This is a genomic window from Flavobacterium sp. (assembly GCF_035299245.1).
Taxonomy (GTDB): Bacteria; Bacteroidota; Bacteroidia; order Flavobacteriales; family Flavobacteriaceae; genus Flavobacterium.
Map to the genome: position 1 here is coordinate 21,091 of NZ_DATGWY010000013.1, position 12,680 is coordinate 33,770.

Consider the following 12,680-nt stretch of genomic DNA (forward strand, 5'->3'; position numbering starts at 1 on the left):
GTGAAAAACATCATTCAAAATATCAATAAAGCCTTTGATCACAGGATTCGTCTTGGGATTATGTCGATATTGATGGTGAATGAAAGTGCCGATTTTAATATGCTTAAAGAACTTTTGGGAGTAACTGACGGTAATCTGGCCTCGCATGCCAAAGCCTTAGAAACCGAAAATTACATCCAAATTGAAAAACAATTCATCGGAAAAAAACCGAACACGCGCTATATCGCCACCAAAGAAGGAAAAAAAGCCTTCAAAGATCATATTGACGCTCTTGAAAAATTAATATCCAAAAGTTAACGCTATTTTTTTATCTATTAACTTTGAAAAACAAAGTACTTTTAAAATGAAAAAAATTAAATTATCTTATTTACTGGTTAGTATAGCATTGTTTATCACAGAGATCATGATTGCTATTTATGCCAAAGATGACTTCATCCGACCCCTATTAGGTGATTATCTAGCAGTTATTCTGCTCTATTATCTATTGGCTACTTTTTTTGCCGTTTCTAAAACAAAAATCGCACTACTTGCTCTTGCAATAAGCTACGTAATCGAAGGATTGCAATACCTCAACATTTTGAAACTACTACGTTTGGAAGACTACTCCATTCTTAGAATCGTATTGGGAACTTCCTTTTCATGGACCGATATGCTGGCTTATACATTAGGAATAGTAACGGTTCTGTTCATTCACAACTTTAAGAAAATTAAATCATGAAGTACTTTGTTGACGAAAAATCTATTGTAAGACACATCTGGAAAAATACCGATTGTGTGCTATTAATTTTTGCAGGTTCGGCAGCCGAATTTGCACTGAATAAAGCCGTTGATTGGTTGTATTTCACGGGGAAAATTCCATCACAACCCTTAGAGCGTTTATTCTCGACTGTTGAATACGCTCAAAAAATAGTTTTTGCCGAAAATGATCACGCCTTAGCGACTATTGATTCCATTACCAAAATTCATCAAAATGTTGAAAAAAGTCGCGGACAATCCATACCCGATTGGGCGTATCGAGACGTACTTTATATGCTCATTGATTATTCCATTCGTTCTTATGAATTAATGGAACGAAAATTAGAAATCCATGAAAAAGAAGAAATTTTTGATGTTTTCAATCGATTGGGATTACGAATGGGATTGAAAAACCTACCCAATAATTTCAATGACTGGAGCATTGATCGCAAACGTCATTTAGAAAATGATTTGCAGAAAGGAAATTTTACCGTTCATCTTTTTGAACAATATAAAGTTCATTTGGGAAGTACACGCTATTTTATTTTACTACACATTCAACGACTACTAGTACCAAAATTCGTCTACAATCAACTTTTCAAACGCTCCTTTTTTCCGACCCTTTTCATTCTACAACTTTATAAAAAAGGAAGAGCAATCCAATTAGACCAATTGGTAAAATCATTAATTCTGCCTGAAAAATATAAAGACGAACTATCAAAAATTGGAAAATTCGAAAAAATACCAACTCAATTATCGCACTACTAATGAAAGACTTAATCATCGAAAAAATGTACGAACTGACTAAAAAACCGTACCAGCGTTTCTTCAAAAGAAACAAAGCATGGGAAGTTGGAATTCCCGATCTTATTCAGTATCCACAAGATAGCTTAGGATTTCATTTGGGTTGCTTTTTACTCAAATACAACTTCGAAATGCAACCTAAATTGGAAGACCACGACATCATTCACGTTTTAACCAATACCGGAATTTCAGTTCCAGAAGAAATCGGCATGCAGTATTATCTTATGGGAAATGGTAAAAAAAGTCTGTACTTATTTTTAGTTGTACTCACAGGAACACTCTTTTATCCTACTCGCTTTGATTATTTCCTACAACAGTATCAACGTGGATTGCAAGCGCACATCATTCATAATTTGGAATACCAAAAAATGCTCTCCATTCCGGTTACCACTCTTCGAGAAACCTTTAATATTAGATAATAATGAGAACAATCCTTCAGCTAATTTATCTCAATAAAAGAATAAACTACACCATTCTTGCGCTTTCAGTGTATTGCTTCGGATTATTGATAGTAAGAGCCAAAGTTACGCAATCAGTGTATCTATTCTTTTTAATTTGGAACTTGGCTTTAGCTGTAATTCCCTATCTGATAAGCTCTTTAGCACTATTACATTTTACAAAATTTAAAAACTGGCACATGGGAATCATTGTGCTGATGTGGTTAACATTTCTTCCCAATTCGTTTTACATTATAACCGACCTAGTTCACGTTGTCAAAAGTTCCGGAAATCTTTTCTATTATGATTTAATACTCATAAGTTCTTTTGCAATAGCAGGTTTTTTTCTGGGCTTATCCTCTTTAATTCAAATTGAGCAAGTTGTTGAAAAATTAAATTTCAAGGCTAAAACAATACATTACAGTTTACTTCTCATTTGTTTGTTGAGTGGTTTTGGAATATACGTCGGACGAGTACTACGGTTTAATAGTTGGGACATCATTTCTAATCCAATCGATTTATTTTCAACTCTTTTCAGTGAACTTTTCACAAAAGAAACCATTCTCTTTTCACTTCATTTCGGAGTGTTCATTTATTTGATTCTACTTCTTTATAAAAATACCATTTCAAATGCATTAAAAAATGACACGAGAACAATATAAATCAGCAACGGGAATCTTTTCTACTCAATTGGCAGTAGGTTCATTCATCATTGGCACTCTTTTACTCATCATTCATCTGATTCATCCTACGGGCGAATTATTTGCTGCTGGATTCTTCTATTTAGCATCAGCAACTATCATCAACTTGATTGTTTTACTCAAACTATGGTTTCTGTACTTCACACAAAAAAACCATCGCGAGTATTATACCATCAAAATTCTAATTCTACTCTCTAACATTCCTATTGTTTTTGTGTATTTAAAAATAGTAGGCGAAACCTGGAAATAACGTAATCAATAACTCTAAATAAAAACAATTATGGAACATCAAGAAGAAACAGAAACTAAAGGTTTCCTTCAATCAACAACCGCAAAAATGATCATGGTGGGCTTACTATCGCTCGTACTACTTATTCCGCTCTTTTTTGTGCAAGATTTGATACTCGAACGCAGTCAGCGTCAAAAAGAAATGGTCGTCGAAACTACATCCAAATGGGGAGAAGCGATTTTTATTAATGGTCCAATCATCCGAATTCCGTACAAAGACACTTTGAGTAAAAAAGTGTACTATGCTTATTTTTTCCCAGAAAATTTAACCGGAAACGTAGACGCTAAAATGCAAAAGGCTCTTGAACGCAGCATTTACAAATCGAATGTGTTTTCTACGGCGATGAAATTCAGCGGAAGCTATACCAATCCCGACTTTACTAAGAAAAACATTCCCGATGAGAATGTCTATTGGAACTTGGCCAAAGTCATCATCCAAACCAAAAATTTAAAGAGTTTGAAAGACGAGGTGCAAATGAAGTTGGGCAACCAAAACTTAACATTCGAACCGATTAATTCCAACGATGGCATTGCTGGTTTGGAATCACAAACGTTTGATTATAAAGCTTTCACTGGCTCAACTTCATTTACACTTAACATTAATGCCAACGGAAGCAATGAAATTAAAATCATCCCAATAGGAAAAACCACAAGTGTGGCCATGAACTCCGATTGGAATTCGCCCAGTTTCAACGGATTTGTGGCTCCAACTACACGAAACGTAACCGCAACCGGATTTACAGCCGACTGGAAAGTACTGCATTTCAATCGACCATTTGCGCAACAGTACTTTGAGCATTTTCCTAACTTGAGTTCGTATGCATTAGAAACCGATTTCATCACTCCAGTAGATGAATACCAACAAAACGAACGCGCTTCCAAATACGGCTTTTTAGTCATTGGCTTAACGTTCCTAATTTTCTTCCTCATTCAATCCATTAGCAAAATCAACATTCATATCTTTCAGTACACCATGATCGGAATAGCTTTGGTGATGTTCTACACGCTATTAATTTCGATTACAGAGCACAGTAGCTTCAGTTTGGCGTATTCCATCGCTGGAAGTTCGGTTGTGGCTTTAATCACGCTCTATTCGATTTCTATTTTAAAGAACAGGAAATTCCCTCTCTTCATCGGAATCGCCTTGACGGTTTTGTATACGTTCATCTACGTCATAATCCAACTCGAAGATTATGCCTTGTTAGTAGGAAGCATCGGCTTGTTCTGCATCTTAGCAGCCGTAATGTATTTCTCGCGAAAAATTGAATGGAAATAGTTTTGTTTTTGAAGCGAATAGCTTGGTCTGTGTCAGCAATCCCTATTCCCGCTTTTCGTTGCAATTCCGCTGCGCTACATTTTCCCTGCAATCGGGGCTAAAAAACAAACTTTTCGCCTACTTGTAACCCAAAAAAACTCCGAAAGAAAAATAGATTTCTTTCGGAGTTTTATAATTTAGTACAATTGACTATCGCTTCAGCGTAAAATGTGATCGGAACGATTTTAGTTCATCGTTAGCACTGTTCAATTGATACTCAATAACAAACCAGTAATCGTCTGCAGGCAATTGACGTTCCTGATGATTTCCATCCCAACTCCTATTTTTCTCATCAATGGTATACAGCAGCTTTCCGTATCGATCGTAAATAAATAGTTTGTATGAATACAAATCACTCGTATTAATGCTCCACACATCGTTAAAACCATCACCATTGGGTGTAAAATACTTAGGATATCCTAAAACAATAAAGTCTTTGGATTTTGCTATACAATTGTCTTGATCAACCACCGTTACTGTATGAGAACCAGGAGCAACATTGAAAAATTGGTTTGATTCTTGAAAAGTTCCATTGTCTAATTGATAGAAAAACGGACCAACACCACCATCGATTAATTGAACAATTACAGTAGTATCACTAAACTCATTCTCGAGCGCAACCATAAGTTCCACATCAAGACTTACAGTAGTTACTACAGCTGTATCACTATCAAAACATCCGGTTTGAGTATCCGTTACAACAACTGTGTAATTTCCGGTTTCGTTAGCAGAATAGGATGCTGATGTAGCATTTGAAATTGAATTAGTATTTAAAAACCATTGGTATGCATAATTCGAATTATTCAATTCTGTATTTAATTCATAAGGCCGAACCACTGCTCCGCTTTCATTCAAACAGATTCTTCCATCCACTATATCTACTTCTGGAGCAGAGCGAATTTCCACAGTTGTCAGTGCTTGAACTATATCGCAACCGTTGGTAAAAACCAAGGTATAAAAAACAGTATAACTACCTATATTACTCTGACTTGGATCTATAGTTCCATTAGAACTTATTGATAAACCACCCGGAATGGCAGTAAACAAACCATTTTGGTACGGTCCTGAACCCGTAATTTGAACTGGCTGAATGGGCTGACTGACACAAAAAACGGGACTTGAATAACTAATTGCAACAGTAGCTGCTTCAATTATTCTGATGGTTGTTGTGGCAGGTGTCATGCTACATCCAAAAGTATTGGGATTTAAATAGGTTATGGTATAAAAACCAGGCTGACTCAAACTCGGAAAAATATCTCCCGTTGCACTATCAATGTTTAAACCTGCTGGAGCAGAAAAAATCCCTCCTTCATACAAACCGACTCCATTGAGCAAAACGGGTTGAGCTTCGACATAATCCGTACAAAATAAATCAGAACTGTAGGAGATTAATGCCATTGGAATTTCATAAACAGTAATTGGTTTTGTTATCGAATTAACACAACCCAAGCTGTTTGTTATGGTAAAACTAACGATATAGGTGCCAGGAACTGCATAACTATGCGTTGGATTGAGCAACGTAGATGTGGTTCCGTCTCCAAAATCCCATAAAAAAGTATCAAAATTCAATGCACTGTTATAGCTTGTATTATTGAAAACTGCATTAGTATAACAGGTATTAGACAACGTAAAATCGGCTTCTGGATACTGAAAATTAATTACTGTAGAAATGGTAACCTGACAACCTGTAACAGAGGTCAGCAAACAACTAAAAGCATCGCCATTTTGAGCATTTTGAACGAATATGGATTGGGTTGTTTCGCCTGTACTCCATAAATACTCAAATCCGATTGGAGCAGTAAGTTGCGTTGTGGTAGAATCAACACAATAAGCCGTTGCTATATCCAAATTGGAGCAGTAAGCATCAATATACGCATAACCAAAATGACCTCCTAAACTACAATCGCCTGTAGCAAATTCAACCGTAATTTCCTGTCCGATATAATCGGAAAGGTTTAAACCGACCGTTGTCCAATCTTTGAAGAGAATATCATCTAAACAGCTTTGAAATCCGGGAATATTGATATCAGCTACCACCATATATACTCCACAATTAGTGTCAATCACATCGCCGTTGCTGTCAATAACTGAAACAGTAAAACGAGGTTGCTCCTCTGGCAAATGTCCTGGTTCTTGCATTACGATGGCGTATTTGTATATAAACAAAACATTCGACTCAGTAATGGTCATTACATACCTTAATTTTTCTCCTTTCCCGCCAGTATCGTCATTACCCAAACGAGCTGAAAAAGTACTTCCGGGAGCAACAACAGTTAGTGCACCACAAGTATTAACATCAGTTCCATTTCCTGTCATTATGGTATGAACTCCCGGAGTTATCGGTGACGGATAGGTTTCAAGTGGACAGCAATTACCCATTTCCGCTTGCCATCCATTGAAATTTCCTTGTTCAAAATTCAGGTTAGAGCAGGTGGTGTTTTGACTGAATGAAAAATGAATTGGAATAAATAATACCCAGAAAAATATACTCCAAAAAAGTATTTTTTTGGTTCTCTCTTCTCTTAAACTAGTATTTATATTATGCATATCTATTCCTAAAAACTGCACTAATTTACAAATAACATACAACTTTTCTTATATATAGTTCTTTTTTAACACAAACACATTTTAAAAAAAACTCCGAAAGAAATTAGATTTCCTTCGGAGTTTTTGTAATATTTCTGAACATTAATTAATGCCCGCCACTTACTTTTTTATCAAAGTTAATACCTTGGTTTTTCAAAATTCCACTTACTTTCCATGCATAAAAAGCCAAATAAGCAAAACACAACACACCCACAACATAACTCGCATGAATAGAAGTAACATCGGCTACATAACCTTGTAACCAACTGATGATTCCTCCTCCCATAATCATCATGATTAAGAAACTACTTCCTTGGCTAGTATGTTTTCCTAATCCGCTAATTGCCAAAGTAAAAATACATGGCCATAACGTACTACAGAACAAACCAACACTTGTGAAGGCGTAAACGCTCACCATTCCGGTAGTAGACATTCCGATTAATAGAGCTAAAATTCCCAACACCGAAAAAATAAATAACATTCGCGCCGGATTTCCTTTACTCGCAAAATCAGCAGCAATTAATATTAAAATTATTCGAGCGTATACATAGAATGGAGTCAAATCATGATTCATTAATTTATTCACTAATAAAAACACTCCAAAAGCCAAATAAGGCGCGATGAAACGAAGAATTTTCTGCTTATTCAGATTATCAGTAAATGCTTCAACAGCTCCAGTCCAACGACCAATCATCAAACTTGCCCAATACAATGAAATATAAGGTGCGATGTCTTTGGTTAAAAATCCTAAATCTTTTTCCATGTAGGCTGGTAAATTACTTGCTGTAGAAACCTCAACACCAACATAAACAAAAATACCAATCATCCCTAAAATCAATTGTGGATATTTTAAAGCAGAACTTCTAGAATTGTTCGTATCAAATTCTGATTCAACAACTGCAGCAGGCTTATCTGGCAAGGATGAAAATTTAAGTAAAACTGCTACCAATAAAAAGGCGGCTCCTAAAACTAAATAAGGAACTTTTACACTTTCTATGCTCATGTTCGTATTACTTGATGTGGCGGAACCGAAAATGGCAAAACTTACAATTAATGGTCCAATGGTAGTTCCTAAGTTATTAATTCCACCCGCCATAGTCAATCGTTGCGAACCTGTTGTAATTGGTCCGAGTGCAATAGCTAGCGGATTGGCAACTGTTTGTTGCAATGAAAATCCTAAAGCTACTATGAATAATCCAGACAACATTAACGTAAACGAGCCAGTATTAGCCGCAGGATAGAACAACAATGTTCCTAAAGCCGAAATCACAAGGCCTAATGCTAAGGAATTTTTGTAACCAATTCGGTTGATTAAATCACCTTTGGTTAAATAAGAAATAATCATATAAATTATAGATCCAACCGTGTAGGCCACATAAAAAGCTACAGAAACCAGCTGACTTTGTCCTTGTGTTAAATCGAATGCTTTTTTGAAAACGGGAATTAAAATATCGTTACTTGCCGCTACAAATCCCCAGAAGAAGAACACGGTAACTAACGGAATGAATTGTGCCCAATTGGTTTTAATTTCTTTTGTACTCATAATTAGTTGATTGGTTTTTGGTTAATTGTTAATTCTGAATTATTTAGCCTAAAAAATACTAATGTGGCAAAAATAAAGTCCGAATTTTTTCATAAATATACATTTATATCATTTTGTTGAACTTGAAATGTGCAATTAGTTATCAACGAAATCGATTTCATAAAGCTTTAGTTAAGGTGATTTTACCCAATATACAACGTTTGCGTAAATCAATCATCAACCACTATTCCACTTTGATTACTTCGGTTCTTTTACTAATTCCGTTGGCATTGAACGCTTCAATTTGGAAATAATAGGCGTCAGTGCGGTCCATTCCGGTAAAGAAATAATCATTTTTTCCGTATACCATAATACTTCCGTATAATTTATCAGGTGATTTTCCGAAGTAAATAACATAACCATCGGCTTCGTTATTTTGTTGCCAACGAATCCACGAACTTCTTCGCTCACCAAACTTCTTGGGATCGGCACGTAAAACCATAAAATTCTGAACCATTTCAGGCGCTTTTCCTGCTCCTTTTCCAAAAACTCTGAAACCACTTAAGGCAAATTTACCTGAAGGAATTGTACCGTTTTCAATTTTCAAATAACGCGTTTGAACCGGTTTATCGAGTTCGATATAATCGTGAGGAACATCTGTTTTATTATTGGATTTATCTATAAGAGTGGTCCATTTCTTTCCGTCATTTGACATTAGAATTTTATACTGGTGGAATTTATCGAGCGTTTTTCCCATAAACGCTACATCTTGATCGGCATAATTAATTTGTATCGCATTTACAGTAGCAACTTCACCCAAATCCGTTTGAAACCATTCATTTTTTCCGCCTGATCTGGCACTCCAATAGGTTTTTAGGTCTTCATCGACAGCAAAATTCGGTTGAAAACCACCTAATGTAGATGAAACTTGTACTGGTTTGTTGTAATTGAGCAACATCCATCCTGTAAATAAACCTTTGATGTGATTGGCATTTTTCTGAGGTAAAAACGTAGGATAATCGCCATAAGCGGTGTTGCAATAGAGAACATCATCTTGATCAAAACCGGCCGGCCAGATTCCGATTCTGCGTTCAAAATTGTTTTTTTGTCCTAAAATCACGGTTGAAACGTGCCACCAGTTTCCAAAATTATCCTGATACGTTGCACCATGGCCTGCGCCGCGAGCAAATCCGCCTGGTTTGTATGAAAACGGATTGTGCGATTGGTAAGCGAAACCGTCCAAAGGATCTTTACTCACAAAAACACCATCGGCATACCCTGAAAACTCGGTCGCAGGTGCACCGTATTGTAAATAATATTTGTTGTTGTATTTGGTTACCCAAGCACCTTCCATAAAAGGCTGCAAAAAAGCATTGTCATTGTATTCACCAAAGCGTTCCCAGCCGTGATCTTCTGGATGTAGTGAAATCAAGGGTTTCACATAGCCATCAGACTGTAATGTTTTAGTATTAATTTCAGTTCCTAAGATTGGAAATTCATTACTCGAACCCCAATATAAAAACAATTTATCCTTTTCTTCATCGTATAAAAATCCCGGATCCCATGCGCCTACTTTTAAGTTATCTACGGCTATTTCCCAATCGTCTTTGGTTCCGTCTTTGGTTTTATACAAAGCAAAATTCGGTCCGTGCGTCGAGCCAATTAAATACAATTCGCCTTTCATTACAAAAGCGGCCGGAGCACACAATTCATCGTATACTTTAGAGTCTGATTTTAAAAATTTTCTGTAAACAAAATTCCAATTGAGCATATTATCACTCCACCAATAACCCCATTGATTGGTTGAAAAAAGAAAGTATTTCCCTTTAAAATTTACGATTACTGGATCGGCGGTTGCGCGATGCTTGCCTTGTGTTACAAAGTTGGGTATCGGGCAATAGCCATAGTCCACATTAATTGGATTACAGTATGTTTTTTGTTGTGCAATACCATTCGCTACAACAAATAGGAAAAAAGCTGAAAGTAGTAGATTTTTTAATTTCATAAATAAACTATTACACTTTACTCACTCACAAATTAGGGAGCAATAATTTGTGAGTTTCGTAAAATGATTTTAAACCAAACATGAATTTAATTTTAATTTTTTAAAGTGGTTGGAAACTGATTGCTGTTCCTCCACCTTTAGCCAAATTGAGCTGAATGAAATCTTTACTAGTAACTATTTGGGTTTTGATTTCATAGCTGATTGGGTTTTCTTTCCAATCGGCAGTTTTGCTGTCTTGGTAGATAATGGCTTTGTATTTTTTTCCAGGTGTTAAAAAATCGAGGCTAATTTTGCTTTTACGAGCATTTTCATCGGTAATTGCGCCTAAAAACCAATTCTCCGATTTTTTGTCTTTTCGAGCAACTGTCAAATAATCTCCGGGTTCAGCTTCTAAATATTTTGATTCTTGCCAATCGACTGCAACGTCTTTAATGAATTGAAAAGCATCTGGATATTTCTCGTAATTTTCTGGTAAATCAGCTGCCATTTGCAATGGTGAATACATGGTTACATACAAGGCCAATTGCTTCGCTAACGTAGTATGAACCTGTTCTTTTTTGGTCGGATCGTAAATACTCATTTTGATTTCGAAAATTCCTGGAGTATAATCCATTGGTCCTCCCAGCAAACGAGTAAAAGGTAGAATAGTTTCGTGCATTGGTGGATTACCATTACTCCATGCATTGAATTCATTTCCGCGTGCTGCTTCGGCTGCAATGTAATTAGGATACGTACGACCAAAACCCGTTGGACGAGAACTTTCGTGTGAATTGACCATCATTTTATAATCGGCAAAACGCTGAGCTACAAAATTAAAATGGTTGACCATAGTTTGACCATCATGGAATTCGCCACGTGGAATGATTCGGCCTACATAACCCGATTTAGCTGCAGGATAGCCGTAGTCTTTCATTAGATTTAACGCGCGGTCTAAATGACGCTCATAATTCGCTACCGAACCCGAAGTTTCATGGTGCATGATCATTTTCACCCCTTTTGATTTGGCGTAATCGTTGATTTCTTTCAAATCATAATCGGGATAAGGAGTAACAAAATCGAATACATTTTCTTTCCAATTGCCAAACCAATCTTCCCAACCTACGTTCCAGCCTTCCACCAAAACACCATCAAAACCATGCTTTGCGGCAAAGTCGATGTAACGTTTAGTATTGGCAGTCGTAGCACCGTGTTTACCTGAAGGAATTAAATCTTGAGTCGCTGCATTTTGTGCATTCTGTGAACCCGCGTAATCCCATGTAGATTTCCCAACGTGCATTTCCCACCAAATCCCAACGTATTTCATTGGTTTGATGAACGAAGTATCGTCAATTTTACAAGGTTCGTTTAAGTTTAAAATCATTTTTGAACCCACAATATCGCGAGCATCATCACTAACCATTATGGTTCTCCAAGGCGATACACATGGCGCTTGCAAATAGGCTTTATCACCAATAGCATTGGGAACTAAATGAGACGATAGTTTATAATCAGTTGGAATCAAATCAAGATGCATCACAGGATAATTTACCACTGCTGCTTCAAAAATATTGAGGTACATTCCGTCTTCTGATTTCATCATCAAAGGCGACTGAATTCGGTATTTGTCTTTAATGGTTTTGAGCCCAATTCCGTTATTCATGTCCAAATTATTTGAATTCACTTCAGATAGTTTGGTTTCAGAATAAACGTATTCTTGACTATCATAATCACCCGGAATCCAAAACGTTTTATGATCTCCTGTTAAGTTAAACTCCGTTTTTTCATCTGAAATGATGAAATAATTTAATTTCTCTTGTTTCGGAAATTCGTAACGAAAAGCGACGCCTTCATCGTACACTTTGAAAATAATATTCAGCTTGCGTTTGGTTTCTTTTTGCACCAAATAAAAAGTAATCTGATTGTATTTGTTCTGGATGGTAGATTGTTCACCAAGAACTGGATTCCATGGTTCATTAACTGATTTTGCTTCTTGATTAAGTAGTGTAAACCCTTTATCTAAATCGTCTGTATCCTTTAAATCGATTCCTAAAAAACTAGGATTAAGCACTCTTTTTGTTTTGTAATAAACCGAATAATAAGGCTTTCCACTATCATTAAGTTTAAAATCTAAACTAATGTTTTTGGAAGGTGATTGAACGCTTTGTGCTTGGATAAGCGAGGCTACAAGAAGGAATAAAAGTGTGATGTTTTTTCTCATTATGATAATTTTTGCTAAAGATAAAATTTAAAAATTAGTTTTTTAGAAAAAACCCTTTAGTAAAAACACTAAAGGGTTTCCTTCGAAGTG

At 36.1% G+C, this 12,680-nt stretch carries 11 protein-coding genes; 7 read left to right on the forward strand and 4 right to left on the reverse strand.

Features of this window, described 5'->3' with window-relative positions:
- Genes VK161_RS08750 through creD form a run of 7 tightly spaced genes read left to right on the forward strand, consistent with a single transcriptional unit; the run spans nucleotide 1 to nucleotide 4,241 of the window.
- Nucleotides 1-297, forward strand: a complete 297-nt coding sequence (locus VK161_RS08750) for a transcriptional regulator (RefSeq protein ID WP_324214393.1) — start codon at nucleotides 1-3, stop codon at nucleotides 295-297.
- Nucleotides 298-343: 46 nt separating this feature from the next.
- Nucleotides 344-718 (forward strand): DUF2809 domain-containing protein, encoded by a 375-nt coding sequence (locus tag VK161_RS08755; protein WP_324214394.1) that lies wholly within the window; start codon nucleotides 344-346, stop codon nucleotides 716-718.
- Nucleotides 715-1,503 carry an oxygenase MpaB family protein gene (locus tag VK161_RS08760; protein ID WP_324214395.1) on the forward strand — a complete coding sequence of 263 codons (789 nt, stop codon included), beginning with the start codon at nucleotides 715-717 and terminating at the stop codon, nucleotides 1,501-1,503. Before VK161_RS08755 ends, VK161_RS08760 begins: the two co-directional genes overlap by 4 nt.
- Nucleotides 1,503-1,958, forward strand: a complete 456-nt coding sequence (locus VK161_RS08765) for a Coq4 family protein (protein ID WP_324214396.1) — start codon at nucleotides 1,503-1,505, stop codon at nucleotides 1,956-1,958. The genes VK161_RS08760 and VK161_RS08765 overlap by 1 nt, the downstream gene beginning before the upstream one ends.
- Before the next feature lie 2 nt (nucleotides 1,959-1,960).
- Nucleotides 1,961-2,638 carry a DUF1361 domain-containing protein gene (locus tag VK161_RS08770; protein ID WP_324214397.1) on the forward strand — a complete coding sequence of 226 codons (678 nt, stop codon included), beginning with the start codon at nucleotides 1,961-1,963 and terminating at the stop codon, nucleotides 2,636-2,638.
- Nucleotides 2,619-2,927, forward strand: coding sequence for a hypothetical protein (locus VK161_RS08775; protein WP_324214398.1), 309 nt, complete (start codon nucleotides 2,619-2,621; stop codon nucleotides 2,925-2,927). Before VK161_RS08770 ends, VK161_RS08775 begins: the two co-directional genes overlap by 20 nt.
- A gap of 30 nt (nucleotides 2,928-2,957) precedes the next feature.
- The gene (gene creD / locus VK161_RS08780; RefSeq protein ID WP_324214399.1) at nucleotides 2,958-4,241 is read left to right on the forward strand and encodes a cell envelope integrity protein CreD; all 1,284 of its coding nucleotides are present in this window, start codon (nucleotides 2,958-2,960) and stop codon (nucleotides 4,239-4,241) included.
- Nucleotides 4,242-4,430: 189 nt separating this feature from the next.
- On the opposite strand, the gene VK161_RS08785 is transcribed toward creD, so the two are convergent.
- From VK161_RS08785 to VK161_RS08800, 4 genes are all read right to left on the reverse strand, one after another.
- Complete coding sequence (locus VK161_RS08785) at nucleotides 4,431-6,827, reverse strand: T9SS type B sorting domain-containing protein (RefSeq protein WP_324214400.1); 2,397 nt, start codon at nucleotides 6,825-6,827, stop codon at nucleotides 4,431-4,433.
- Nucleotides 6,828-6,972: 145 nt separating this feature from the next.
- Nucleotides 6,973-8,409: an MFS transporter gene (locus VK161_RS08790; protein ID WP_324214401.1), complete on the reverse strand. Its 1,437-nt coding sequence runs from the start codon at nucleotides 8,407-8,409 to the stop codon at nucleotides 6,973-6,975.
- 223 nt (nucleotides 8,410-8,632) lie between these two features.
- Nucleotides 8,633-10,393: a discoidin domain-containing protein gene (locus tag VK161_RS08795; protein WP_324214402.1), complete on the reverse strand. Its 1,761-nt coding sequence runs from the start codon at nucleotides 10,391-10,393 to the stop codon at nucleotides 8,633-8,635.
- 100 nt (nucleotides 10,394-10,493) lie between these two features.
- Nucleotides 10,494-12,590: a glycoside hydrolase family 97 protein gene (locus VK161_RS08800; protein ID WP_324214403.1), complete on the reverse strand. Its 2,097-nt coding sequence runs from the start codon at nucleotides 12,588-12,590 to the stop codon at nucleotides 10,494-10,496.
- Nucleotides 12,591-12,680 lie beyond the last annotated feature (90 nt).

Excerpts from the sequence above, each read along its gene's own strand:
- VK161_RS08775 (WP_324214398.1), top strand. The coding sequence starts at position 2,619 with ATGACACGAGAACAATATAAATCAGCAACGGGAATCTTTTCTACTCAA.
- creD (WP_324214399.1), top strand. The coding sequence starts at position 2,958 with ATGGAACATCAAGAAGAAACAGAAACTAAAGGTTTCCTTCAATCAACA.
- VK161_RS08765 (WP_324214396.1), top strand. The coding sequence starts at position 1,503 with ATGAAAGACTTAATCATCGAAAAAATGTACGAACTGACTAAAAAACCG.
- VK161_RS08785 (WP_324214400.1), bottom strand. The coding sequence starts at position 6,827 with ATGCATAATATAAATACTAGTTTAAGAGAAGAGAGAACCAAAAAAATA.
- VK161_RS08795 (WP_324214402.1), bottom strand. The coding sequence starts at position 10,393 with ATGAAATTAAAAAATCTACTACTTTCAGCTTTTTTCCTATTTGTTGTA.
- VK161_RS08800 (WP_324214403.1), bottom strand. The coding sequence starts at position 12,590 with ATGAGAAAAAACATCACACTTTTATTCCTTCTTGTAGCCTCGCTTATC.
- VK161_RS08760 (WP_324214395.1), top strand. The coding sequence starts at position 715 with ATGAAGTACTTTGTTGACGAAAAATCTATTGTAAGACACATCTGGAAA.
- VK161_RS08755 (WP_324214394.1), top strand. The coding sequence starts at position 344 with ATGAAAAAAATTAAATTATCTTATTTACTGGTTAGTATAGCATTGTTT.
- VK161_RS08770 (WP_324214397.1), top strand. The coding sequence starts at position 1,961 with ATGAGAACAATCCTTCAGCTAATTTATCTCAATAAAAGAATAAACTAC.
- VK161_RS08790 (WP_324214401.1), bottom strand. The coding sequence starts at position 8,409 with ATGAGTACAAAAGAAATTAAAACCAATTGGGCACAATTCATTCCGTTA.